General features: G+C 65.3%; 20 protein-coding genes. 13 read left to right on the top strand and 7 right to left on the bottom strand.

Annotated elements, in window-relative coordinates:
• Nucleotides 1-75 precede the first annotated feature (75 nt).
• Both fabI and ACSQ8Y_RS13975 read right to left on the bottom strand, forming a co-directional pair.
• Entirely contained in the window at nt 76-867 is a 792-nt protein-coding gene (gene fabI / locus ACSQ8Y_RS13980; protein ID WP_436267069.1) for an enoyl-ACP reductase FabI, read from the bottom strand.
• 98 nt (nt 868-965) lie between these two features.
• A complete protein-coding gene (locus tag ACSQ8Y_RS13975; RefSeq protein WP_436267068.1) occupies nt 966-2,378 on the bottom strand; it encodes a transglycosylase SLT domain-containing protein in 1,413 nt (470 codons plus the stop codon).
• A 239-nt stretch (nt 2,379-2,617) separates the two neighbouring features.
• On the opposite strand from ACSQ8Y_RS13975, the gene ACSQ8Y_RS13970 reads away from it, so the two are divergent.
• Nucleotides 2,618-3,181 carry a DUF1415 domain-containing protein gene (locus ACSQ8Y_RS13970; RefSeq protein ID WP_436267067.1) on the top strand — a complete coding sequence of 188 codons (564 nt, stop codon included), beginning with the start codon at nt 2,618-2,620 and terminating at the stop codon, nt 3,179-3,181.
• A gap of 20 nt (nt 3,182-3,201) precedes the next feature.
• Nucleotides 3,202-3,429 (top strand): DUF1289 domain-containing protein, encoded by a 228-nt coding sequence (locus tag ACSQ8Y_RS13965; protein WP_436269823.1) that lies wholly within the window; start codon nt 3,202-3,204, stop codon nt 3,427-3,429.
• Nucleotides 3,430-3,530: 101 nt separating this feature from the next.
• On the opposite strand, the gene ACSQ8Y_RS13960 is transcribed toward ACSQ8Y_RS13965, so the two are convergent.
• On the bottom strand, nt 3,531-4,037 hold the full coding sequence (locus ACSQ8Y_RS13960) for a DUF1993 domain-containing protein (RefSeq protein ID WP_436267066.1): 507 nt from the start codon (nt 4,035-4,037) through the stop codon (nt 3,531-3,533).
• A gap of 144 nt (nt 4,038-4,181) precedes the next feature.
• Here ACSQ8Y_RS13960 and ACSQ8Y_RS13955 point away from each other — a divergent pair, with 144 nt between their 5' ends.
• Nucleotides 4,182-7,301 carry an EAL domain-containing protein gene (locus ACSQ8Y_RS13955; protein WP_436267065.1) on the top strand — a complete coding sequence of 1,040 codons (3,120 nt, stop codon included), beginning with the start codon at nt 4,182-4,184 and terminating at the stop codon, nt 7,299-7,301.
• A gap of 28 nt (nt 7,302-7,329) precedes the next feature.
• Entirely contained in the window at nt 7,330-9,591 is a 2,262-nt protein-coding gene (locus ACSQ8Y_RS13950) for a molybdopterin cofactor-binding domain-containing protein (protein WP_436267064.1), read from the top strand.
• Nucleotides 9,592-9,621: 30 nt separating this feature from the next.
• On the opposite strand, the gene ACSQ8Y_RS13945 is transcribed toward ACSQ8Y_RS13950, so the two are convergent.
• Entirely contained in the window at nt 9,622-10,047 is a 426-nt protein-coding gene (locus tag ACSQ8Y_RS13945; protein WP_436267063.1) for a thioredoxin family protein, read from the bottom strand.
• Between the two features lie 78 nt (nt 10,048-10,125).
• Between ACSQ8Y_RS13945 and tsaB the strand changes: the two genes are divergently transcribed.
• The 4 genes from tsaB to ACSQ8Y_RS13925 are packed head-to-tail and all read left to right on the top strand — an operon-like array spanning nt 10,126 to nt 13,676.
• Nucleotides 10,126-10,839 carry a tRNA (adenosine(37)-N6)-threonylcarbamoyltransferase complex dimerization subunit type 1 TsaB gene (tsaB, locus tag ACSQ8Y_RS13940; RefSeq protein WP_436267062.1) on the top strand — a complete coding sequence of 238 codons (714 nt, stop codon included), beginning with the start codon at nt 10,126-10,128 and terminating at the stop codon, nt 10,837-10,839.
• Nucleotides 10,836-11,306, top strand: coding sequence for a ribosomal protein S18-alanine N-acetyltransferase (rimI, locus tag ACSQ8Y_RS13935; protein ID WP_436267061.1), 471 nt, complete (start codon nt 10,836-10,838; stop codon nt 11,304-11,306). The genes tsaB and rimI overlap by 4 nt, the downstream gene beginning before the upstream one ends.
• Nucleotides 11,303-12,556, top strand: coding sequence for a uracil-DNA glycosylase (locus tag ACSQ8Y_RS13930; RefSeq protein WP_436267060.1), 1,254 nt, complete (start codon nt 11,303-11,305; stop codon nt 12,554-12,556). The genes rimI and ACSQ8Y_RS13930 overlap by 4 nt, the downstream gene beginning before the upstream one ends.
• A gap of 22 nt (nt 12,557-12,578) precedes the next feature.
• On the top strand, nt 12,579-13,676 hold the full coding sequence (locus ACSQ8Y_RS13925; protein ID WP_436269822.1) for a DUF1853 family protein: 1,098 nt from the start codon (nt 12,579-12,581) through the stop codon (nt 13,674-13,676).
• 4 nt (nt 13,677-13,680) lie between these two features.
• Here ACSQ8Y_RS13925 and lplT read toward each other — a convergent pair whose 3' ends face one another.
• Nucleotides 13,681-14,943, bottom strand: a complete 1,263-nt coding sequence (lplT, locus tag ACSQ8Y_RS13920; protein WP_436267059.1) for a lysophospholipid transporter LplT — start codon at nt 14,941-14,943, stop codon at nt 13,681-13,683.
• Nucleotides 14,944-15,128: 185 nt separating this feature from the next.
• On the opposite strand from lplT, the gene alr reads away from it, so the two are divergent.
• The 5 genes from alr (at nt 15,129) to ACSQ8Y_RS13895 (ending at nt 20,785) form a co-directional block, all read left to right on the top strand.
• Entirely contained in the window at nt 15,129-16,229 is a 1,101-nt protein-coding gene (gene alr, locus ACSQ8Y_RS13915; RefSeq protein WP_436267058.1) for an alanine racemase, read from the top strand.
• A gap of 13 nt (nt 16,230-16,242) precedes the next feature.
• Nucleotides 16,243-17,622, top strand: coding sequence for a DNA repair protein RadA (gene radA / locus ACSQ8Y_RS13910; RefSeq protein WP_436267057.1), 1,380 nt, complete (start codon nt 16,243-16,245; stop codon nt 17,620-17,622).
• Nucleotides 17,623-17,793: 171 nt separating this feature from the next.
• A complete protein-coding gene (locus tag ACSQ8Y_RS13905; protein ID WP_436267056.1) occupies nt 17,794-18,078 on the top strand; it encodes a PilZ domain-containing protein in 285 nt (94 codons plus the stop codon).
• An 82-nt stretch (nt 18,079-18,160) separates the two neighbouring features.
• On the top strand, nt 18,161-19,585 hold the full coding sequence (gene fliD / locus ACSQ8Y_RS13900) for a flagellar filament capping protein FliD (protein WP_436267055.1): 1,425 nt from the start codon (nt 18,161-18,163) through the stop codon (nt 19,583-19,585).
• A gap of 87 nt (nt 19,586-19,672) precedes the next feature.
• Entirely contained in the window at nt 19,673-20,785 is a 1,113-nt protein-coding gene (locus ACSQ8Y_RS13895) for a polyamine ABC transporter substrate-binding protein (RefSeq protein ID WP_436267054.1), read from the top strand.
• Nucleotides 20,786-21,095: 310 nt separating this feature from the next.
• On the opposite strand, the gene sixA is transcribed toward ACSQ8Y_RS13895, so the two are convergent.
• Nucleotides 21,096-21,563 (bottom strand): phosphohistidine phosphatase SixA, encoded by a 468-nt coding sequence (sixA, locus tag ACSQ8Y_RS13890; protein WP_436267053.1) that lies wholly within the window; start codon nt 21,561-21,563, stop codon nt 21,096-21,098.
• Between the two features lie 52 nt (nt 21,564-21,615).
• Complete coding sequence (gene ppk1, locus ACSQ8Y_RS13885; protein ID WP_436267052.1) at nt 21,616-23,715, bottom strand: polyphosphate kinase 1; 2,100 nt, start codon at nt 23,713-23,715, stop codon at nt 21,616-21,618.
• Between the last annotated feature and the right edge of the window lie 216 nt (nt 23,716-23,931).

Here is a 23,931-nt window from a genome sequence, read left to right as displayed (position 1 = left end):
AATGACGAAGGGGCTGAGCCGCATTTGGGGGCAGTCCCCGAATGCGGCTCAGCCCGCTTGACAGGCATGGCCTGCTTACTGGTAATCGCTGGCGTTCAGGCCCATGACGTGCGAGAAGCCGCCGTCCACATAGGTGATTTCGCCGGTGATGCCGGAGGCCAGGTCGGACAGCATGAAGGCGGCGGTGTTGCCCACTTCGTCGATCGTCACGTTGCGGCGCAGCGGGGCGTGCGAGGACGCGAAGCCGAGCAGCTTGCCGAAGTCCTTGATGCCGGAGGCGGCCAGGGTCTTGATCGGGCCGGCCGAAATGCCGTTGGCGCGGATGCCCATCTGGCCCAGGTTCTCGGCCAGGTAGCGCACCGACGCTTCCAGCGAGGCTTTTGCCAGGCCCATGGTGTTGTAGTAGGGGATGGCACGCACGGCGCCCAGGTAGGACAGGGTCAGCACCGAGGAGCCGGATTTCAGCAGCGGCAGCGCGGCCTTGGTCATGGCCGGGAAGCTGTAGGCGGAGATGTCGTGCGCGATGCGGAAGTTCTCGCGCGTCAGGCCGTCCAGGAATTCGCCGGCGATCGCTTCGCGCGGGGCGAAACCGATGGCGTGTACCAGGCCGTCCAGCTGGGTCCATTCTTTGCCCAGGTCGGCGAACAAGGCGTCGATCTGCTCATCGCTGCTGACGTCGCAATCGAAGATCAGTTTGCTGCCGAACTCGGCTGCGAACTCGGTGATGCGGTCTTTGAAACGGTCGCCGACATAGGTGAACGCCAGTTCCGCGCCTTCGCGGTGGCAGGCCTTGGCGATGCCGTAGGCGATGGAACGGTTGGACAGCAGACCGGTGATGAGGATTTTTTTGCCTTGCAAGAACGCCATATTCACTCCAATTACTTCGGTAAGACCGAGATTGTAGGTCGTAGGGCGGCTGAGCGCAAGGCGGCTCGGCGCCACCGCGTCTGCCGCCGTGCCTGTATTTAGTTTTGCTTGTTTTTCTTCTTGCCTGCGGCGTCGCGCGGGACGCGCGCCTTGACCAGCGACACCGGCGCATCCTTGGCGTTGCCGCCCTTGGCTTGCGCGTAGTGGCCAATGCGGCTGCCGCTGCGGGCCTTGCCGCCGCGGTCGGCTTCGAATGCCACCACGGCGCTGTCGGCCACTTCCGGGGCGATGTCGACGTGCAGCGAGGACGAGATTTTCGGCACCAGGATGGTGGAGCCGGCCTTGAGCACCGACTTGTTCGGAATGTTGTTGGCCTGGCGTATCACTTCCGGCGTGGTGTGGAACTTCGATGCCAGCGTGTCGATGCGCTCGCGCGCGCTGGTGATCTTGTGCGTCGTCCAGTTCGACAGCGCGCGGCCCCATTGCGCCAGGTTCAGGTTGAACTTCTCGGCGTTCGCTTTCGGCAGCAGGATCTGGGTCTGCTGGTTGCCGGTGATGACGGGGCGGTTGAATTGCGGGTTCAGCGCCTTGAACTCGTCCATCGACATCTCGGCCAGCTGGGCGGCGACGGCCAGGTCGATATCGCTGGTCTTGTCGATCGCGGTAAAATAAGGCTGATTGTCGATGGCCGGCAGGTGCAGGCCGAACTGGGCCGGATTGGCCACGATGTTCTTCACCGCCTGCAGTTTCGGCACGTAGTTGCGCGTTTCAGCGGGCATCAGCTCGGCCAGGCTCTCGAAATCGGTCGGCTTGCCGGCGGCCTGGTTGCGTTTCACGGCCTTCTGCACATTGCCTTCGCCCCAGTTGTAGGCGGCCAGGGCCAGCTGCCAGTCGCCGAACATGTCGTACAGGCGTTGCAGATAGCTCAGGGCGGCGTCGGTCGAGGCCACGATGCCGCGCCGTTCGTCCTTGAAGGCGTCCTGCTTCAGGTTGTAGTCTTTGCCGGTGCCGGGCACGAACTGCCACATGCCGGCCGCGTTGGCGCTCGACAGGGCTTGCGGGTTGAAGGCCGATTCGATGAAGGGCAGCAGCGCCAGTTCGGTCGGCATGCCGCGCTTTTCCAGTTCGGTGACGACGTGGAACAGGTAGCGCGAGGCGCGCGCCGTGGTGCGGGCCATGTGGTCCGGCCGGGCGCTGTACCAGCTGACGTGCTTGCTCACCAGTTCGTTGCTGACGTCGGGAATCGCGTAACCGGTGCGGATGCGGCCCCAGACGTCGGTTTCCTTGAACGCGTCTTCGCTCACGGCCGGTTTGGCGATGACTTTGGAGGCGGGGAGCAGTTCGGTGGTGGGGAGTTTCGCCGTGGCGGGCGGGGACAGCGGAAGCAGGGGCATGGACGGAAGCGGGGCCGAGGTCGCCGCCGGGGGCGCGCCGTCGATGGCCTGGCTGAACGCCGGCGCTAGTGCAATCAGCGCCGCCAGCAAGGTGTGGGTCTTAATTCGAGATTGCATAATATTCCATTGTTGTCGTCTGGGAAACGTCGGACGGACCATGAATAATGGGGGAGTGTACGGAGTTTGGACCGGCTGAGTCAAGGAATATGTCATCCGGATGACAGTTTCTATTATGTAATAATGTCGGCAAATATATCGAACTTGGCGGCAGTAGACGGCATTTTGCCGGAGTGCGTACAATGCGCGCTCGCCGTTCGCATTCGTTCGCATTCGTTCGCATTCACAAGGAAATCCCCATGAGCTACTCCATCGCCGAGCAAGACGCCATTGTCGCCAATACCCAGAAATGGCTGGAAAAGGCCGTGATCGGCCTCAATCTGTGCCCCTTCGCCAAGGCCGTGCACATCAAGAACCAGATCCGCTACGTGGTGACCGAGGCCGCCACCGACGAGGAGCTGATGGCGGTGCTGATGGAGGAGCTGGAGTTCCTGGCCGAGACCAATCCGGACAAGGTGGACACCACGCTGATCATCCACCCGCGCGTGCTGAACGATTTCGAGGATTACAACGACTTCCTGGACGTGGCCGACGCCGCGCTGGAGGAGATGGACCTGGACGGCGTGCTGCAGGTGGCGAGCTTCCACCCGGACTACCAGTTCGCCGACACCGACAAGAACGACATCGACAACTACACCAACCGTTCGCCCTATCCGACCTTGCACCTGCTGCGCGAGGAGAGCGTGGACCGCGCGGTGGAAGCCTTCCCGGAAGCGGAAGACATCTTCGAGAAGAACATCGAAACCATGCGCAAGCTGGGCCACGACGGCTGGGACGCGCTGGACCTGCGGGTGAAGGAATGACAGCCCTGGAGCTCAAGCGCATGGCGCAAGCGGTGCACGAGGCGGCCCAGCAAGGCGTGTCCGTGCCCGCGGCGCAGCGCCCGGACACGCCCTGCGTGGCCGTCTGCTCCACCACGTTCGATGAAATCTGCCGCGGTTGCGGCCGTACCTATATAGAAGTGGCGCACTGGGTGTCGATGACGGACGAGCAGAAGGAACTGGTCTGGCAGCGCATCACGGCGCAGGGCTATCCGCGCCGGAATACCTGATTGGCATTCCCTGGTGTAAAAAAGGGCATGGCGCGCCGCACCATGCCCTTTTTTACAAGCGGCTGCGCAAGCCGCTACATATCAGGCTGCGGCCCAATGGCTCAATACGTGCCGATGTAGTCCTTCTTGCCGATTTCCAGGCCGTTGTGGCGCAGGATGTCGTAGGCGGTGGTGGCGTGGAAGAAGAAGTGCGGCAGCGCGTAGTGCAGCAAATAGGTCGAGCCGGTGAAGTGCTTGGTCTTCTCGCCGCTGCCGGTGGTGATGGCGCGGTCTTCGGCGCCGCCGAAGTCGGCCTGGTCCAGGCTTTCCAGGAAGGCGACGGTCTTGACGACGCGCGCTTTCAGTTCGGCCAGGGTCTTTTCAGTGTCCTCGTACGGCGGCACGTCCTGGCCGGCCAGGCGCGCGCCGGCGCCCTTGGCGAAGTCGGTGGCGATCTGGATCTGGCGCGAGAAGGGCAGCATGTCCGGGAACAGGCGGAATTGCAACAGTGCGTTGGCGTCCAGTTTCTTGTCGGTGACATGGGCTTCCGCCTTGTCGAGGATGACCGCCAGGCTGTTCAGGATCTGCTTGAACACTGGGATGGATGCGGTGTAGGTATTGAAAGTCATTTCGGGCTCCTCGTTGAAAGAGTGGCGATGATAGCAAGCTTGTGGCGATCCTGCTTGCCCCGGCCGGTGCGCGACAAGGTATTCTGGTGACTCGCGCGCTTGTTTGCGTGCATAATTGTTGCAATTGAAAAATTCAGACCGTGCATGATAAGTTCTATATATAGAAGGATGCGTTCCCGTCTGAGCGCGCTGTACGGCCTTTCCATCTACGGCGCCTTGCTGGTGGTGGTGTTTGGCGGCCTTGTGATACCCGCGATCATCGGCAGCTACCTGCTGATCGGCGTGCACGAGCAGCAGTCGGCCAAGATGGCGCTGAACGAATCGCTGCAGCGCAACGCCGACATCCTGGCGCTGGGCATGCAGGAATCGTTGTGGAATATGAACGCCGAATCGGCCCATTCGCTGGTCGAATCGGTCATGCGCGACCGTTCCGTGCTGCAGGTGCAGGTGACCGGCCAGGCCGAAACCCAGTTCATGCACGTGCAGTCGCCGCGCCGCCAGACCGGCAACGTCTACCGCGCCGAGCGCGAGATCCTGGTGCGCGGCGAGCGCATCGGCCGCATCCTGGTCGAGATGGACGACGCCCGCAGCCAGCAGGAGCTGCGTGAGAAGCAGGTATCCTATGTGTTCGTTCTGGCCGCGCAGCTGACCGTGTCGCTGCTGCTGATCGTGCTGTTCCTGAACAAGCGCCTGATCAAGCCGCTGCGCAAGCTGATGCGCTTTTCCGACCGCCTGTCGCACGGCGACTTCGAAACCCGCCTGGAACTGACCGGCAGCGACGAGCTGGGACGCCTGTCCGGCCAGCTCGAGCAGATGCGGGTGGCGATCAAGCACCTGTTCGAGGACATCGGCCAGCGCGAGGAGCGCTTCCGCACCATCGTGACCCAGGTGCCGGGCGCAGTGTTCCGCTTCCGGCCGGACGGTCCGGTCGATTTCGTCAGCGACGCCATCGAGGAGATTTCCGGTTATTCGGCCGCGCAGTTCATGCGCAGCACCAGCCATTCCTGGGCCAACCTGATCTGCCCCGAGGACCGCCGCATGCAGCGCCGCGTGGTGACGCAGGCCATCCGCGACGGCAAGCCCTACGCGGTCGAGTACCGCATCCTCGACGCCAGCGGCACCGAGCGCTGGGTGGCCGAGAACGGCCAGCCGCAGGTGTCCGAGCGCGGCGCCAGCGCGCCCTGGGTGGACGGCATCATCTCCGACATCAGCCAGCGCAAGCACAATGAAATGCGCATCGAGGCGCTGCTGGCCGAGCAGAGCGCGATCCTGGACAACGTGATGTTCGGCGTGATGTTCGTGCGCAACCGCCAGATCGTGTCGGTCAACCGCCGCTGCGAGGAGCTGTTCGGCTACGAGCCGGGCGCCATGGCCGGCGCCTCCACCGCCGTCGTGTTTCCGACCGCGTTCGACTTCGAGTCGGCCGGCGCGCGCCAGTATCCAACGCTGTCGGCCGGCGAGTACTTCAGCGAGGAGCGCCATTACCGGCGCCGCGACGGCTCGCTGTTCTGGTGCATGGTGAGCGGCTGCGCCATCGACCAGAGCCGCGCCAACGAAGGCAGCATCTGGGTCTATGCCGACGTCACCGCGCGCAAGGAGGCCGAGGAGAAGCTGCGCCTGTCGGCCACGGTGCTGGAGCACATTGCCGACGGCGTGATGGTGATCGCCGCGGACGGCAAGATCGTGGCGGTGAACCCGGCCTTCACGCAGATCACCGGCTACACAGAGGCGGAAGCGCTGGGCCGGGACCGTTCGCTGACGCGCTCCGGCCGCCACGACGAGGCCTTCTACCAGTCGCTGTGGACGGAACTGGAGTCGAGCGGCTTCTGGCGCGGCGAGATCTGGAACCTGCGCAAGAACGGCGAGCTGTACCTGGAATGGCTGACAGTGAGCGCGGTGCGCGACACCGTCGGCGTGACCACGCACTACGTGGGCGTGTTCAGCGACATCACGCTGGTCAAGGAGTCGCAGGAGAAGCTGGACCACCTGGCCCACCACGACCCGCTGACGGCGCTGCCCAACCGCCTGCTGTTCCACGACCGCCTGCACCACGCGCTGCAGCGCGCCGCGCGCGAGCACGAGCAGCTGGCGCTGCTGTTCATCGACCTGGACCGCTTCAAGAACGTCAACGACACGCTGGGCCACCACATCGGCGACGAGCTGCTCAAGCAGGTGGCCAACGCGCTGCTGGACAAGCTGCGCGAGGGCGACACGCTGGCCCGCCTGGGCGGCGACGAATTCATCGTGCTGCTGGAGAACGTGGACGGCCAGTACGGCGCCAGCCTGGTGGCCGAGAAGCTGGTGGGCATGTTCGAGCAACCGTTCATGGTGGCCGGTCACGAGCTGTTCGTCACCTGCAGCGTGGGCATCAGCCTGTTCCCGGCCGACGCCACCGACCTCAATATGCTGATACGCAACGCCGACGTGGCCATGTACCAGGCCAAGGCGCGCGGGCGCAACGGCTACCGCTTCTACGCGCCGTCGATGTCGGGCGAGGGCGTCGAGCGCTTGCGCCTGGAGACCTTCCTGCGCCGCTCGCTGGAGAAGGACGAGATGTTCCTGAACTACCAGCCGCAGGTGGAAATCGACACCGGCCGCCTGGTCGGCGTGGAGGCGTTGGTGCGCTGGAACCACCCGGAACTGGGCCTGGTGCCGCCGAACCGCTTCATCTCGCTGGCCGAGGACACCGGCTATATCAACCAGCTGGGCAAGTGGGTGCTGGTGCAAGCCTGCCGCCAGATGATGCGCTGGCAGGAGGCCGGCCTGCATGTGCCCAAGATGGCGGTCAACCTCTCCGCCAAGCAGTTCGAGCGCGGCAGCATCGCTTCCATGGTGGGCGACATCCTGCGCGAGACGGGCCTGGAGCCGGAGCGCCTGCAGCTCGAGGTGACCGAGTCGGTCATCATGAACACCGGCGACGCGATGGTCTTCATCAACGACCTGCACTCGATAGGCGTGGGCCTGGCGATCGACGATTTCGGCACCGGCTATTCCTCGCTGGCCTACCTGAAGCAGATGCCGGTGCAGACGCTGAAGATCGACCGTTCCTTCATCAAGGACATTTCGACCGACGTCAACGACGAGGCCATCGCCATCGCCATCATCCAGCTCGGCAAGAGCATGAATTTGTCCGTCATTGCCGAAGGCGTGGAGACCGCAGAGCAGGCCGCCTTCCTGCTGCGCCACGGCTGCAACCTGGCGCAGGGCTATTTCTACAGCCGTCCGGTGCTGCCGGACGACCTGCTGCAGCGCTGGCTGCCGTGATCATGCTGACCCCACCACTAAGGACTATATGAAGTTGTCGCGCCGCCGTTTCCTGCTCAGCGCCACCGCCGTGGCCGGCGCCATGGTGATAGGCTGGGGCGCGCTGCCGCCGCGCCAGCGCGTGCGCGGCAAGCTGCCGCTGCCCGTGTCCGGGGGCGCGGTCGCGCTCAACGGCTGGGTGGCCATCGCGCCGGATAACACCGTCTCGGTGGTGATGGCGCGCAGCGAGATGGGGCAGGGCGTGCACACCGCGCTGCCCATGCTGCTGGCCGAGGAGCTCGACGTGCCGCTCTCCCAGGTGCGGCTGGTGCAGGCGCCGAACGACAAAATCTACGGCAACGTCGCCATTCTGGCCGACAGCCTGCCCTTCCATCCGGACGACGACGGCAGAACCCGGCGCGTGGCGGCGTGGCTGGTGGCCAAGGTGGGCCGCGAGCTGGGGCTGAACATGACGGGCGGCTCGTCCAGCATCAAGGACTTGTGGCTGCCGATGCGCGAAGCCGGCGCCACGGCGCGCGCCTTGCTCATCGAGGCGGCGGCGCGCGAATGGAAAGTGAAACCGCTGGAGTGCTACACCGAGGCGGGCTTCGTCGCCCACCCCAACGGCAAGCGCGCCAGCTACGGCAGCCTGGTGCAAGCCGCCTCCGGCATGACGCCTGGCGAAATCCGGCTCAAATCGGTGGGGCAGTTCCGTTTGATCGGCACCGCCGTGCCGCGCCGCGATGCGCAGTCCAAGTCGGACGGCAGCGCCGTGTTCGGGCTCGACGTGCGGCCGCCGGGCATGCTGTACGCGGCGCTGACGATGTCGCCGGTGATAGGCGGCACGGTGGCCGGCGTCGACGCGGCGGCGGTGCTGAAGATGCCGGGCGTGTCGCGCGTGGTCGATTTTTCGCACGCGCTGGCCGAGCGCACCGGCGCCGGCGCGGGCGTGGCGGTGGTGGCGGCCAGCTACTGGCAGGCCAGGCAGGCGGTGGCCGCGCTGCCGGTGCAATGGAACGAGGGCATCAACGGCAAGCTGTCCAGCGCCGAGGTGTTCAGGCGCTTTGCGCAGCTGCTCGACGACGAGGATGGCCACGCTTATTACACGGTGGGCGAAGTGGACGACGTGGCCAAGGCGCAGGGCGCGGTGCGCACCTTGAAGTCCGAGTACCGCGCCCCCTTCCTGGCCCATGCCGCCATGGAACCGCTCAATTGCACGGCCCAGGTCAAGGACGGCAAAGTGCACCTGTGGGTCTCGACCCAGGCGCCCAGCCTGGCGATCGATATCGCCGCCAGGACGGCCGGCGTGAGCGCGGCGGACGTGACGCTGGAGGTCACCATGCTGGGCGGCGGCTTTGGACGGCGCCTGGAGACGGACTTCATCGCGCAGGCGGTTGCGGTGGCCAAGGAGTGCAACGGCGCGCCGGTGCAGCTGATCTGGAGCCGCGAGGACGACACCGCGCATGACGTGTACCGCCCGGCGGCGCTGGCGCGCTTTGCGGCCAGCCTGGACGCGGCGGGCAATATCGCGGCCTGGGACAATAAATCCGTCAGCGGCTCCATCGGCCACCAGTTCTTCAAGCGCAACCTTGGCTTGCCGGGGGCGGGACCGGACAAGACCACGGCCGAGGGCGAGTTCGACATGCAGTACGAGATTCCGCGCCAGCGCATCCGCCATGTGACGGCCGACAGCGCCGTGCCGGTCGGCTATTTCCGTTCGGTGGGGCACTCGCACAATGCCTTCTTCAAGGAGAGCTTCATCGACGAGCTGGCCCATGCGGCCGGGCAGAGCGGGGTGATGTTCCGGCGCGGAATGCTGAACCGCCATCCGCGCCACCTGGCGGTGCTGAACGCGGCAGTGGACAAGGCCGGCCTGCCGCCGGCCGGGCGTGCGCACGGGGTGGCGCTGCACCAGTCCTTCGGCACCATCGTGGCGCAGGTGGCCGAGGTGTCGGTCGAGGACAAGCAGATCATCGTGCACCGGGTGGTGTGCGCCGTCGATTGCGGCATCGCCGTCAATCCCGGCATCATCGCGCAGCAGGTGGAGTCGGGCGTGGTGTTCGGACTCTCGGCGGCGCTGAGCGGCGAGATCACCATCAAGGATGGCCGTGTCGAGCAGAGCAATTTCCACCAGTACGAGCTGCTGCGCATGCCGCAGGCGCCCAAGGTGGAGACCATCATCATGCTGAGCGCGGAGCCGCCGGAAGGCATGGGTGAACCGGCGGTGCCGCCGGTGGCGCCGGCCGTGGCCAACGCGGTGTTCGCGCTGACCGGCCAGCGCCTGCGCAGCCTGCCGCTCAGGCTGGCGTAGTCCCGTTTGCCTGCATCCCGGCGCAGGCCGTCAGGCGGCCGCGCCAAGCAGGGCGCGCAGATTGCAGTCGCGCTGCCACTGGCGGCGCTCTTCGCTGCTGTGCGCGTAAGCCGCCAGTTCGGCATCGTCCATGCTGGCCTGGGCCTGCACCAGGCGGTGCGCCAGTTTGGGGTCCGGCAGCATGGTGCCGAAGAAGGCCACGTGTTCGTGGCGCTGGATCAGCAGGGTGGGGAAATTCTCCACATCGAGGTCGCCGACCACGTCGGCATGATCCTCGATATCGACCCATACGAAGTATTTGTCGGGATGGCGCGCAGCCAGTTCCTCGAAGGTGGCGCGGTAGCTGGCGCAGGTGCCGCACCAGGCCGCGCACAGGCAGGCGACGATCCAGCGGTCCTGTGCCAGCGCGGCCGCGACGTCGGCGCGGTTGTCGGAATGTAAGGTAATGCTATGCATGCGCGGTATTGTACCGCGCCCGGCGCAAGCCGGCAGCGCGGGCTGGGTTGTTCGGCCTGCGCCGGGTTAAAATACGGCATGCCTACCATACTTGCAATTGAAACATCTTCTGAAACGGCTTCCTGCGCGCTGCTGCGCGGCGAGGAAGTCCTGATACGCTCGTCGTCCGGCGTGCGCACCCATTCGCAAGCCATCCTGCCGATGATCCAGGAACTGCTGGCCGAAGCCGGCGTGGCGCTGCGCGACTGCGACGCCATCGCCTATGGTTCCGGTCCCGGCTCGTTTACCGGCGTGCGCACCGCCTGCGGCATCGCCCAGGGGCTGGGCTACGGCGCGGATTTGCCGCTGGTGCCGGTGGTGACGCTCGATGCGATGGCGCTGGCCTGCCACCAGCAGCATGGCGGCGGCGACATCCTGGCCGTGCTCGATGCGCGCATGGGCGAAGTCTATTGGGCGCAGTACCGCTTCGACGATGGCCTGCCCGGCGGCCTGCAAACCGTGCTGGCACCGGCCCTGTCGGCGCCGGGCGCGGTGGCGCCGCAGGGCGACGTGAGCGCCTGCGGCAACGGCTTCGCCGCCTATGCCGAGGCGCTCGCCGGCAAGCCGTTCGCGGCCGGCGCGCACGCCGAAGTGATGCCGCACGCGGCCCAGATCGCGCAACTGGCGCGCGTCGCCTTCGCGGCGGGCCGCCACGTGAAAGCGGCCGACGCGCAGCCGCTGTACTTGCGCAACAAGATTGCCTTCACCAGCGCCGAGCGGCGCGAGATCAACGCCGCAAAGGCCGCCGCATGAAGCCTGTGTGGGATCTGGCACGGCTGAATTATGAGCCGATGCAGGAAAGCGACATCGACGAAGTGCTGGCGCTGGAGGAGAGTGTTTATCCCTATCCCTGGACCCGGGGCAATTTCGCCGACTCGCTGGCTTGCGGCTACCAGGCCTGGGTGCTGCGCGACCAGGCCGCGCGGCTGCTGGGCTATTTCCTCGTGATGCCGATGGTCGACGAGGCCCACCTGCTGAACGTGGCGGTGGCCCTGGAATGGCAGGGGCAGGGGCTGGGACGCTTCCTGCTGAACCAGTCGGTGGCCTGCTCGCGCGGCCTGGGACTGGAGTCGATGTTGCTGGAAGTGCGGCCGTCGAACGAGCGCGCGCTGGAACTGTACCAGCGCTATGGATTTGAACAGATAGGCCGCCGCAAGGGCTACTACCCGGCAGGCGGCCAGCAACGCGAGGACGCTATCGTGATGCGTTACACGTTATGAGCCGCAGCGAAGTCTTCCTGCGGGAGATGGGCGTCGGCGCGCAATGGCGCTTGCGCAACCGGCCGGCGCACAGCGGCGGCGAGCTGGAATACATCGACGCGGACGCGCCGGACGAATTGATCGAGCAGGATGACGCGGCGGCGGCGCATAGCGGCCAGGCGCCTGTGGCGGCGTCGCGCACGCCGACGGCCCAGGAGTGGATAGCAGCGCACGACATGCCGGCCGAGCAGCCGGCGATGGCCCCGCCAGCGGCGCCCGCCGCGCAGGCCGCCCGGCAGGCGCAGGCCGCGCAATATGCGCAAGCCGCGCCGCCCTTGCCGGTCGCGCAGAATGCGCAATTTCCCCGGCCCGCAGCGCCTGCGCAGCCGGCGCCCCCGGCATCGCCCGCATCCGCGAGCGGCGACGACACGGCCTGGTTCGACGACGCGCCGGTTCCCGCCGCGCGGCCTGCGCCGCAGCCGGCCGCCCCAAAGCCGGTTGCGCCAGCGCCTCAGCGCCCGACAGCGGCGCAGGCCGCCCAGCAAGCCGGTCAGCCGGGGGGCGCCGATGCCGCCGAATCCACCGCCTGGTTCGACGACGCGCCCGCCGTGCCGCTGCCGGCGCCCGGCCGCGCGCCGCTATCGGCTTCGGACGGCGACAAGGCCGATGACGAATCGGCCGATGTTGGCCAGGCATCGGGACAGGACATTGCCAATATGGACTGGCCTGCGTTGCAGGCCGCCGTTTCCACCTGCACCCGCTGCGCGCTGTGCCACAGCCGCCAGGCCGCAGTCCCCGGACGCGGCGATCCGCAAGCCCAATGGCTGGTGCTGGGCACCGCGCCGACGGCGGCCGACGAACTGGAAGTGCGCGCCATCACCGGCGAGCCTGGCCAGTTGCTGGACAATATGTTGAAGGCCATTGCCCTGGCGCCCGAGGAAGACGCTTATGTCACCACGCTGGTGAAATGCCGTCCACCCGCCGACGACAGTGGTGCCGACCGCCTGCCGACCGGCGACGAGCTGGCCGCCTGCCGTCCCTACCTGGAACGGGAGCTGGAGCTGGCCGGCACCCGCATGATACTCACGCTGGGCCACACCGCCGGCAAGGGCCTGCTGGGCGCGGCCGCGCGCGGCAAGGTGCTGCGCTACGTCGGCATCCCCACCATCGCGACCTACCATCCTGCCGATCTGCTGCGCAAGCCGGCCGACAAGGCCAAGGCGTGGTCCGACCTGTGCCTGGCGAAAGCGGCTCATGCCGGCCGGGCCTGACGCCGGACTGAAGCCGGGGCCCATGGCCGAGCCGGACACCGGTCCCGGCCCTGCCGCCGGAGGCGCGGACAGCTACCAGGCGCGCTTCGAGCGAAGCTGGGGTCACCTGACCCGGCCCCATGTGCGCGCGCTGGCCTGGCTGCTGGAAGCGCCCGACCTGCTGGATCCGGCTTCGCCGCACTGGCAAAACCGTATCGCCACGCTAGGCCCGGTGCCGGAACAGGCCGCCGCCTGGCTGGCCGCGCTGGAGCTGGATCCGTCGCCGCTGGACGCCGCCCTCGGCGGCCGTTTCTATTCCCGCCTCGGCCTGTATGCCGAGAAGCTGATGGCGTTCTACTTTGAGCAGCAGGGCGTCCTGTTCGCCCACGGCCTGCAAGTGCGCGCCAACCGCAACGACACGGTCGGCGAGTTCGACTTCCTGCTGCGCCATGGCAGCGAATTGCTGCACTGGGAGTTCGCCACCAAGTTCTACCTGCTGGACGATACGGCCGGCGCGGCCGGCTTCAACCACCTGGTCGGTCCCAATCTGGCCGACACGCTGGGCGTCAAGATGCGCAAGACCTTCGCCAGGCAGCTCGAGCTGGCCTATCATCCGGCCGCGCAGCCGCTGTTGCCGCAGCCGGTGGACAAGGCGCAGGCGCTGGTGAAGGGCTGGCTGTTCTATCCGCAGGGTTCGCCGCATGCGCTGCCAGGCATATCGCCGGGGCACTGCCTGGGATACTGGTGCACGCTGAACGAGTTTGCCGGCGGACGCCGGGGCGCCGCGCTGGCCGGGCAGCGCTACGTCGTGATGCCGCGCCTGCAATGGCTGGCGCCGCTGAAGGTGCGCGCCGCAGATGGTGCCGCAGCACCGGCCGGTACGGCTCCGGCATCGCTGGCGCAAGCTGCTTCCGCGCGCGTCAACTCCATCGCCGCGGTAGATAGCGCCGTGGCGCTGGAGGCCGAAGGCGTGGTGCAAGCCGTGCTGGCCCGGTTCGCGCAGGAGATGTCGCCGGTGATGGTGGCGTCGGTGGAGGAGGTGGATGGCTGGCTGGTCGAGCGCGAGCGCGGATTCGTCGCGCCGGACGACTGGCGCGCGCGGGCTGCCGCGCGGCGTGAACAGGGGCTGCTGCCCCCGTAAAGACTTAATGCTTGGCTTCGCCGATCAGCGCCAGCGAATCGTGGTCGCGCTGGTTGGCCGCATGCAGGCGCATGATTATCAGCATGATGCCAGCCATGAACAGGCCGAACAGGATGATGATGGTGTTCAAGCCCAGGTGCAAACGTATCATCAGCGAATACATGGCCAGCATGGTCAGGATGGACAGGTTCTCGTTGAAGTTCTGCACCGCGATCGAATGCCCTGCGCTCATCAGTACGTGGCCCCGGTGCTGCAGCAGCGCGTTCATGGGCACGACGAAGAAGCCGCCGATGGCGCCGATCAGTATCAGCAGCGGGTAGGCCAGGTAAGTGGTGTAGACCAGCGTCATGCCCATGACGATGACACCCATCATGATGCCCAGCGGCAGCACCGACAGCGATTTGCGCAGCGTGACGAAGCGTGCCGACATCACGGCGCCCAGTGCGATACCGATCGCCACCATGCCGACCAGGCTGGTGGCCTGGTCATAGCGCATGCCCAGCGACTTCTGCGCCCATTCCAGCACGATCAGCTGCAAGGTGGCGCCGGCGCCCCAGAACAGCGTGGTGACCGCCAGCGAAATCTGGCCCAGCTTGTCCTTCCACAACATGGTGTAACAGTTCGAGAAATCGACGATCAGCTTGACCGGATTGCGTTCCTGGTGAGGGTAGACGCAGCCGGTGTCGGGAATGCGCAGGTTGAAGATGCCGGCCAGCACATAGGTCAGGCCAAGCACGCACAGCGCCGCTTCGGTGCTGGTGTCGATGCCGGTGTCGATCAGCGGGATGTCGATATTGAGCAGCATGCCGGAAACCCGGCCGGTCACCAGCGCACCGCCCATGACGGTGCCCAGGATGATGGAGGTGACGGTCAGACCCTCGATCCAGCCGTTGGCGGCCACCAGCTTTTCCGGCGGCAGCAGCTCGGTCAGGATGCCGTATTTGGCAGGCGAATACACGGCAGCGCCGAAGCCGACGATGGCGTAAGCGAGCAGCGGGTGGACCTGGAAGAAGATCATGGCACAGCCGACGATCTTGATCATGTTGGCGATAAACATGACCCGGCCTTTCGGCAAAGCATCCGAGAACGCGCCGACAAAAGCGGCCAACAGCACATAAAACAGCACGAATGACAACTTCAGCAGAGGCGTCAGCCATGCCGGGGATTTCATGGAAATTAGCAGGTCGATCGCCACAAATAGCAGCGCATTGTCTGCAAGTGACGAGAAGAACTGCGCTGCCATGATGGTGTAGAAACCACGATTCATACTGGAAGGCCTGGAAACTAATCTCGGCTTGCTTTATACCATGAATAACAGGTATTCCCAAGAAATCAGCCGGATGTCCCGAACGGTCGTGCACTTCCTGTTTGCCGTGTTTCCGGGTGGCAATTTCATGCGCTCATTCCGCTTCCGGTAAAATACCGCCTTCGTTCAACTGCCCAGAATCCACCATGCCACGGCCGATAGTTGCAACCATTCATATAGAGTCCATGAAACACAACCTGGCGCGCGCCAGGGCATGCGCGCCGGGCGCCAAGGTATGGGGCGTGCTCAAGGCGAACGGCTACGGCCATGGCTTGGAGCGCGCCATGCGCGGCCTGGCCGACGCCGACGGCCTGGCGCTGATCGAGCCGGACAACGCGGTGCGCCTGCGCGAGTTGGGCTGGACCAAGCCCATCCTGCTGCTGGAGGGCTGGTTCGACCCGGCCGACCTGGACATGATGGCCGAGCAGGACGTCAACGGTTCCGTCCACAGCGAGGCGCAACTGGCGATGCTGGAGGCGGCCAGGCCGTCCCGTCCGCTCAAGGTGCATCTGAAAATGAACACCGGCATGAACCGCCTGGGCTTTAAGCCCGAGCAGTTCGCCGCCGCCCACGCGCGCCTGCGCGCGCTGCCGCACGTGGCCGACATCACGCTGATGACGCACTTCGCCAACGCCGACGAGACGGGGCATCCGCGCCTGCCGATGCGCGAGCAGATCCGCCGCTTCAACGCCGGCGCGGCAGGCTTGCCGGGTCCGGTCAGCCTGGCCAACTCGGCCGGCATCCTGCACATGCCCGAACTGGGCCCATCCCTGGGCGGAGAGCTGGCCAGCGACTGGGTACGCCCCGGCATCATGCTGTACGGCGGCACGCCGGGCGGCCCGAGCGCCGAGGAATTCGGCCTGCTGCCGACCATGACGCTGACCAGCGAACTGATTGCCGTGCAAGAGATCGAAGCGGGCGATTGCGTCGGCTACGGCAGCCGCTTCCAGGCCGACGGCCCAACGCGGATCGGCGTGGTGGCCTGCGGCTATGCCGACGGCTACCCGCGCCACGCGCCGCAGGACACGCCGGTGCTGGTGGACGGCGTGCGCACCCGCATCGTCGGCCGCGTGTCGATGGACATGCTGACCGTGGACCTGGCCCATCTGCCGCACGCCCGCGTCGGCAGCAAGGTGGTGCTGTGGGGGCAGGGCATGCCGATCGACGAGGTGGCCACTGCCGCCGGCACCATAGGTTACGAGCTGATGTGCGCGCTGGCGCCGCGCGTGCGCGTGGTGGAAGGTTAAGGGGAGCATAGGCATGGCCAAGGCGAAAACCAACTACACCTGCAGCGAATGCGGCGGCGTCAGCAACAAGTGGACCGGCCAGTGCGGCGCCTGCCAGCAATGGAACACCATGGTCGAGACGGTGATGGAAACCGGCGGCGGCAATAACCGCTACTCCAATCCCCAGCACCTGTCGCTGGCGCAGACCGCGCCCGTGCTCTCGCTGCAGGACATCGACGCGCTGGACGTGCCGCGCTTCCCGACCGGCATCGAAGAATTCGACCGCGTGCTGGGCGGCGGGCTGGTGGCGGGCGGGGTGGTGTTGATCGGCGGCGACCCCGGCATCGGCAAATCGACCCTGCTGCTGCAGGCGCTGGCGCATATGTCGCACGCCAAGAGCGTGCTCTATGTCAGCGGCGAGGAATCCGGCGCCCAGATCGCGCTGCGCGCCAAGCGCCTGGCGATCGATGCGCGCGACCTGAAACTGCAGGCCGAGATCCAGCTCGAAAAAGTGCTGGGCACCTTGGCCGATCTGAAGCCGCAGGTGGCCGTGATCGACTCGATCCAGACCATGTATTCGGACGCGCTCAGTTCGGCGCCCGGTTCGGTGGCCCAGGTGCGCGAATGCGCGGCCCAGCTGACCCGCATGGCCAAGCAAAGCGGCATCACCATCATCCTGGTCGGCCACGTGACGAAAGAGGGCGCGCTGGCGGGGCCGCGCGTGCTGGAGCACATCGTCGACACGGTGCTGTACTTCGAGGGCGACAACCATTCCAGCTACCGCCTGGTGCGCGCCATCAAGAACCGTTTCGGCGCCGTCAACGAACTGGGCGTGTTCGCCATGACGGACAAGGGCTTGAAGGGCGTGTCCAACCCGTCCGCGCTATTCCTGTCCCAGCACGACAACCAAGTGCCCGGCTCCTGCGTGATGGTGACGCAGGAGGGCACCCGCCCGCTGCTGGTGGAAATCCAGGCGCTGGTGGACGCCAGCCATTTGCCGAACGCGCGCCGCCTGTCGGTGGGCCTGGAGCAGAACCGGCTGGCCATGCTGCTGGCCGTGCTGCACCGCCATGCCGGCATCGCCGCCTTCGACCAGGACGTGTTCATCAACGCGGTGGGCGGCGTCAAGATCACCGAGCCGGCGGCCGACCTGGCCGTCCTGCTGGCGATTAACTCGTCGATGCGCAGCAAGGCCTTGCCGCGCGGCTTTGTGGTGTTCGGCGAAGTGGGGCTGGCGGGCGAGATCCGGCCTGCGCCGCGCGGCCAGGAGCGGCTGCGCGAGGCGGCCAAGCTGGGTTTCTCCATCGCCATGATTCCGAAAGCCAACGCGCCCAAGCAGCCTATCGAAGGCATAACCATCGTGGCGGTTGAGCGTATCGACGACGCATTCAACAAGCTGCGCGAACTGCAATAAGGATGCAATATCAACCTGCGTCAAAATTGAATGCGCAGTAGAATGATGGATGATAGCGCTCACGGCCAAGCAGCTTGAACCGCGTGCGCCCTTGTAGTTGGCTTGTACTTATAATTCAGAATTCAGGAACACAGCGTGTTAGTAGACCATAAGCAGACAACCCGAAAAATATTGCGAGCAAAGGCGATGGTGGTGGTGGATGGCGGCAAGCCTGCCGCAGCGCGTACCATAGACCTCGGCCACACCGGCATGTCGGTTGCCATGGGACACATGCTGCAGTCCGGCCAAGCCGGCTCGGTATCGTTTGAAATGTTTGTGGACGGCAAGCCGATCATCATCACCTGCCGCGCCAAAGTGACTCATTGCATCTTCAGCGGCGACGAGGTGAAGGTCGGCCTGCAGTTCGTCAGCCCGGACGCGACAGCCGTGGCGGCGATCAGTAAGTTCATGCGCTGATACAAACGCGTAATATGGCCCTGTTCGGCATATGAAACGCGGTGAAAAGCGTTAATATGTATGCACTGGACAGGGCATCATCATGGTCAATACCACTATCGGCAATTACGGCAATCTGACGGGCACGGCGGCCTATGGTTCCTATGGTTCCTATGGCTCCTTCGGGACAAGCACGCCGTCCGCCTCCGTGCTGGCCAAGGTGGAGCGCACCCTGGCCAGCCAGAGCGGCGGCGTGGCCAGGCTGAATGACAACCTGGCACGCAGCCAGACCAGATTGTCCGGCCTGGGCCAGCTGCAAAGCGCGCTGGCCGGTTTCCAGTCCATCGCCGAGCGCCTGGCCGGCAACGGCTTGAACACCTCGGCCAGCTCCTCGGGCAAGGGCGTGCTGAACGTGACGGCCGGCGGCAGCGCCAAGGCGGGCATCTACGCCGTCGACGTGACGCAGCTGGCCCAGGGCCAGATCCTCAACAGCGGCATCGAGAAAACCTCGGCCACCAGGATAGGCACCGGTTCCAGCGCCACCATCAAGGTCGAATTCGGAACGGCGGGCGATGGCACGTTCACGGCTGGCAAAGCCGGGGCCAAATCCATCACCATCGATAGCAAGAACAATACGCTGGACGGCATCGCCTCCGCGTTCAAGGCGGCCGGCATCGATGCCAGCGTGGTCAAGAGCGGCACCGGCTTCGCGTTGGCGATCAAGGGCGAGAGCGGCGCGGCCAACAGCCTGCGCATCAGCGTCAGCGGCGATGCCGCCGTCAAGGACCTGCTGTCCTACAATCCCGCTTCCGGCAACAGCCCGACCGCGCAGGGCCTGACCCAGACGGCCGCCGCCCAGGATGCCATTGCCGTGATCGACGGCAAGGACGTGGAAAGCGCCGGCAATACCTTCAAGGATGCCATCAAGGGCCTGGACCTGACCTTGACCGGTACGGGCAAGACCGACGTCACGGTGAGCCAGGACAGCGGCCAGATCGCGCAGAACGTCAGCAACTTCGTCAACGCCTATAACGACCTGAGCAACAAATTGGGCGCCTTGCAGAAGGGGCCGCTGAAATCGGACCAGGCGCTGGGCCAGGTCAGCCGCGAACTCAATTCGCTGGTGCAGGGTAGCGGCGGCGTGTCGAAAACGGCGCTGGCGGCGGCCGGCGTGACCATAGACAGCAGCGGCAAGCTGGTGCTGGACGATAAAAAGCTGAAAAGCGCCATCTCGGCCGATGCCGGCGGCGTGGCCAGCCTGTTCACCGACGAAGGCCAAGGCCTGGCCGACCAGTTCGACGCCAGGATAGCCGTGCTGACGGGCAAGACCGGCGCCATCCAGAGGGAAACCCAGGCCGTCGGCAAGGATTTGACGGTGCTCAATTCGAAGAAGGCCGACCTGGCCAAGGCGCTGACCACCCAGGCCAACGCGCTGGTGGCGTTCTACACCCAGCAGGAGCAGGGCGCGGCCAACGACGCCTTGCCGGGCTACACGGGCCCGCGCTCGCTGTTCGACATCCTGGCCTAGCCACGCCCCCCAGGCACTTGCATTCGATGGCACAATGCCGGATCATCTCGCGTTCGCGGGTATTCTACTTTTCATCGGAGGCATGCAATGGCGGGGAAGCGTTTGGGGAAACAGTTGTGCATATTGGCGGCGGCCATGGCGGTGGCGATGGGCCCGGCGCGGGCGCAGGAAGAAAAAGTCCTGAACATCTACAACTGGTCGGACTACATCGCTGACGACACCATCAAGAACTTCGAGAAAGAGACCGGCATCAAGGTCCGCTATGACGTTTTTGATAACAACGAAATCCTCAACTCCAAGCTGGTTGCCGGCAAATCCGGCTACGACATCGTGGTGCCGACCGCGCCATGGGCCAAGCTGCAGATCGACGCCAAGCTGCTGCGCAAGCTGGACAAGTCCAAGCTGCCCAACCTGTCCAACCTGGACCCGCAGATCCAGGCCAAGCTGGCCAAGATCGACCCGAGCAATGAGTACCTGGTGGACTGGCTGTGGGGCTATGCCACTGTCGGCATCAATGCCGGCAAGGTGAAAGCCGCGCTGGGCGACCTGGCCATGCCGGACAACGCCTGGGAGCTGATCTTCAATCCGAAGTACGCGTCCAGGCTCAAGTCCTGCGGGGTGTCCTTCCTCGACTCGCCGTCCGAAGTGCTGCCGGCCGCGCTGCAATACCTGGGCAAACCGGCCTACTCGGGCAACGCCGCCGACTACACCGAAGCGGGCAAGGTGCTGAGCGCCATCCGTCCCTACGTAACGCTGTTCAGCTCCTCCGGCTACATCAACGACATGGCCAACGGCGCGATCTGCGTGGCCTTCGGCTGGTCCGGCGACCTCAATATCGCGCGCCAGCGCGCCATCGACGCCAAGAACGGCAACCAGATCCAGGTGCTGGTGCCCAAAACCAGCGCCGCGCTGGTGTTCGACACGATGGCCATCCCGGCCGATGCGCCGCACCCGAACAACGCGCACCTGTTCATCAACTACATCCTGCGTCCGCAAGTGCACGCCAGCCTGACCAACAAGGTGTTCTACGCCAATCCGAACGCGGCCGGCATGAAATACGTGCGCAAGGACATCGCCGAGAACAAGACCGTGTTCCTGCCGGCGGCCGACATGCAGCGCATGGTCGCGCCGGAAGCGGTGCCGGCCGACGTGCGCCGCTCGGTCACGCGCATCTACACCAAGTTCAAGACGGGCATGTAAGCGGGCCCTGTGCCCCTGTAAACGACGAAGGCGCCTTAAGTTGATGCTTAAGGCGCCTAGCTTCGATGAAGCTGCAGGCTATTCGTGATAGCGATCGGACAGTTTGTTGTGACTCCCACTGGATTCTTGAATCAGCTCGAACACGACCAGTGCGATCATGCCGCCGAATATGCCGATGGTGAGCAGGGTAAACATATGCTTTCAACCGTCTTTAAAACGGCCGCTCCCTAGAGTTGATACAATTAAACTGTAGCAGAAGCGCATTGCATTTCAAGCTCGGCCTGACCCGGAAAACGACGATTTCCGAGGTTTATTTCACCACCAGGTCCCAGGCCATCACCGCTTTCAGATAGAGGGTGTTCGGATCGCCCGGCTCGCGCTGCGCGAACCACCACGCGCTGGCCTTGCGGATGTCCCAGTCCATGTCGTCTCCGGTCATCAGCAGGGCGGCCGCCTGGCCCAGCGTGGGCTGGTGGCCGACCACCATCACCGACTCCTTGGCGCTGGGCCAGTTGGCCGCCTTCAGCACGTCGGCCGCGTCCGCGCCCGGCGCCAGGTCGGCGTGGATCTTGAATTTCCGGCCCAGGGCCTCGACCGTCTGCAAGGTGCGCACGGCCGGGCTGGCCAGCACCCGGCAATTGTCCGGCAACTGCGAATCGAGCCACTGCCCCATGCGCCGCGCCTGTTTTTGCCCCTTGGCGGTGAGCGCGCGCTCCAGGTCCGACTGGCCGGGCGCGGCTTCCTCCGCCTCGGCGTGACGCCATAAGATCAGGTCCATTTCGTCCTCCCTAGCAGTTTGGCTTAGCGGGCTTGCTTGACAATTCCGACTTCTATTCCCCAACTTCCTCGCTGGGCGTGCCCAGCGTGTGCATCAAATATTGCTGGCCGCTGAACAGGGTTTGCTTGCCGCGCGGCCGGCGGCGCTGGTAGTGCCCGGTGTGTTCCAGCTCCCACGCGTTGGTGTTGTCTTTCAGGTAAGGATTCAAACCCTCCGCAATGACGCGCCGCTTCAGCGACCGGTCCAGCACGGGGAACGCGACCTCGATGCGGCGGAACAGGTTGCGGCTCATCCAGTCCGCGCTGCCCAGGTAGACGTCGTGCGTCAGGTCGTTGCGGAAGTAATAGATGCGGCTGTGCTCGAGGAAGCGGCCGATGATGGAGCGCACGCGGATGTTCTCGGACAGTCCCGGCACGCCCGGTTTCAGCGTGCAGGCGCCGCGCACGATCAGGTCGATCTTCACGCCGTCCTTGGAGGCCGCGTACAGGGCCCGTATCACCGACTCGTCCACCAGCGCGTTCATTTTAGCGATGATGCGGCCGGGACGCCCGGCGCGGGCAATCTTGGCCTCGTTGCGGATGGCCTTGATGATTTCGTTTTGCAGCGCGAACGGCGCCAGCCACAAATGGTTCAGCTTCTGCGGCTTGGTCAGGCTGGTCAGGTGCATGAACACTTCGTTGACGTCGCGCCCCAGTTCCGGGTTGCTGGTCAGCAGGCCGAAGTCGGTGTACAACTTGGTGGTGGTGGGGTGGTAGTTGCCGGTGCCCAGGTGGGCGTAGTAGCGCAGGCCGCTTTCCTCGCGGCGTATCACCAGCGCCACCTTGGCGTGCGTCTTCAGGCCCACCACGCCGTACACCACCTGCGCGCCGGCCTGTTCCAGCTTGTCGGCCCAGTTGATGTTGGCTTCCTCGTCGAAGCGCGCCATCAGCTCCACGATCACGGTCACTTCCTTGCCGGCGCGGGCGGCCGTGATCAGCGACTCCATCAGGTCCGAATTCATGCCGGTGCGGTAGATGGTCTGCTTGAGGGCCACCACGTTCGGGTCCAGCGCGGCGGCGCGGATGAAGTCGATCACGGTCTGGAACGACTGGTAGGGGTGGTGCAGCAGGATGTCCTGCTGGCGCAGCGCGGCGAAGATGTCGGCCGTGGCGGTCTTGTGCGCGAGGCCGGGGAAGAAGGGCGGGAAGCGCAGTTCGGGGTGGGCGACGTGGTTGATGATCTCGGTCAGGCGTACCATGTTGACGGGGCCGTCGACCTGGTACAGGCGGCTGCTGTCGAGCGCGAACTGGTCGAGCAGGAACTGCGACAGCTCGGGCGGGCAATTCTTGGCCACTTCCAGCCGCACCGAGGTGCCGAACTGGCGGCCCTGCAGTTCGCCCTTGAGCGCCTGGCGCAGGTTTTTCACTTCCTCCTCGTCTACCCACAGGTCGGAGTCGCGCGTGACGCGGAACTGCGAATAGGCCAGCACTTCGCGCCCGGCGAACAGGTCCGAGATGTGCGAGTGGATGATGGAGGACAACAGGCAGAACGACACGCCGCCGGCGTCCGACAGCTCGTCCGGCAGCCGGATCACGCGCGGCAGCACGCGCGGCGCCTTGACGATGGCGATTGCCGTGCCGCGCCCGAAGGCGTCCTTGCCGCTCAGCGAGACGATGAAATTCAAGCTCTTGTTGACCACCTGCGGGAAGGGGTGGGCCGGATCGAGGCCGATAGGGGTCAGCAGGGGGCGCACTTCGCGCTCGAAATACTGCTGGACCCAGGCGCGCTGGGCTTCGTTGCGCTGGGTGTGGCGCAGCAGGTGGATGCCGGCTTGCTGCAACTGGGGCAGCACTTCCGTGTTGAGCAAATCGTATTGTAGCTTCACCAGTTCGTGGCACTCGTCGCAGATGCGGCGCAGGTTGGCCGCCAGCGCCGGGTGCAGCGCGCCCGGGCTGCCGTCGGCCACGGCGGCCGCCAGCAGGCTGGCCACGCGCACCTCGAAGAATTCGTCGAGGTTGCTGCTCACGATGCACAGGTAGCGCAACCGTTCCAGCAGCGGCACGCCGGCGTCGGCCGCCTGCGCCAGCACGCGGCGGTTGAAGGCCAGCTGGGACAGTTCGCGGTCGAGGAAGATACCGTGCTTGTTTGTTTCCGAACGCAGGTCAGGCTTCATTGTTGTCTATCGCTTTATCTTTGCAGATGGTTAATTCTAGCCCGATTCGGGCGCGGCCCAGTGTAAATGTTAATTGTGACAACTCCATGACACGAATATGACAGCACCGCTGAAGCGCTTGTCATAAACGCCCCGGAATCGGGGTAATATCCCATGCGTACCCCTGGGAAGCGGGTGTTTTCATTATTTCAAGCCATGTCATAAAGCTGTCATATA

Source organism: Pseudoduganella sp. LjRoot289, from assembly GCF_964252925.1.
In the GTDB taxonomy this organism is placed as follows: Bacteria; Pseudomonadota; Gammaproteobacteria; order Burkholderiales; family Burkholderiaceae_D; genus Rugamonas.
Note: the sequence above shows the minus strand (reverse complement) of the source record. Positions and strands in the feature narration are given on the sequence as shown.

Bases quoted from the DNA above. Each gene is read 5' to 3' on its own strand.
- fabI (WP_436267069.1), bottom strand. From the start codon at position 867: ATGGCGTTCTTGCAAGGCAAAAAAATCCTCATCACCGGTCTGCTGTCC.
- ACSQ8Y_RS13975 (WP_436267068.1), bottom strand. From the start codon at position 2,378: ATGCAATCTCGAATTAAGACCCACACCTTGCTGGCGGCGCTGATTGCA.
- ACSQ8Y_RS13970 (WP_436267067.1), top strand. From the start codon at position 2,618: ATGAGCTACTCCATCGCCGAGCAAGACGCCATTGTCGCCAATACCCAG.
- ACSQ8Y_RS13965 (WP_436269823.1), top strand. From the start codon at position 3,202: ATGGCGCAAGCGGTGCACGAGGCGGCCCAGCAAGGCGTGTCCGTGCCC.
- ACSQ8Y_RS13960 (WP_436267066.1), bottom strand. From the start codon at position 4,037: ATGACTTTCAATACCTACACCGCATCCATCCCAGTGTTCAAGCAGATC.
- ACSQ8Y_RS13955 (WP_436267065.1), top strand. From the start codon at position 4,182: ATGATAAGTTCTATATATAGAAGGATGCGTTCCCGTCTGAGCGCGCTG.
- ACSQ8Y_RS13950 (WP_436267064.1), top strand. From the start codon at position 7,330: ATGAAGTTGTCGCGCCGCCGTTTCCTGCTCAGCGCCACCGCCGTGGCC.
- ACSQ8Y_RS13945 (WP_436267063.1), bottom strand. From the start codon at position 10,047: ATGCATAGCATTACCTTACATTCCGACAACCGCGCCGACGTCGCGGCC.
- tsaB (WP_436267062.1), top strand. From the start codon at position 10,126: ATGCCTACCATACTTGCAATTGAAACATCTTCTGAAACGGCTTCCTGC.
- rimI (WP_436267061.1), top strand. From the start codon at position 10,836: ATGAAGCCTGTGTGGGATCTGGCACGGCTGAATTATGAGCCGATGCAG.
- ACSQ8Y_RS13930 (WP_436267060.1), top strand. From the start codon at position 11,303: ATGAGCCGCAGCGAAGTCTTCCTGCGGGAGATGGGCGTCGGCGCGCAA.
- ACSQ8Y_RS13925 (WP_436269822.1), top strand. From the start codon at position 12,579: ATGGCCGAGCCGGACACCGGTCCCGGCCCTGCCGCCGGAGGCGCGGAC.
- lplT (WP_436267059.1), bottom strand. From the start codon at position 14,943: ATGAATCGTGGTTTCTACACCATCATGGCAGCGCAGTTCTTCTCGTCA.
- alr (WP_436267058.1), top strand. From the start codon at position 15,129: ATGCCACGGCCGATAGTTGCAACCATTCATATAGAGTCCATGAAACAC.
- radA (WP_436267057.1), top strand. From the start codon at position 16,243: ATGGCCAAGGCGAAAACCAACTACACCTGCAGCGAATGCGGCGGCGTC.
- fliD (WP_436267055.1), top strand. From the start codon at position 18,161: ATGGTCAATACCACTATCGGCAATTACGGCAATCTGACGGGCACGGCG.
- ACSQ8Y_RS13895 (WP_436267054.1), top strand. From the start codon at position 19,673: ATGGCGGGGAAGCGTTTGGGGAAACAGTTGTGCATATTGGCGGCGGCC.
- sixA (WP_436267053.1), bottom strand. From the start codon at position 21,563: ATGGACCTGATCTTATGGCGTCACGCCGAGGCGGAGGAAGCCGCGCCC.
- ppk1 (WP_436267052.1), bottom strand. From the start codon at position 23,715: ATGAAGCCTGACCTGCGTTCGGAAACAAACAAGCACGGTATCTTCCTC.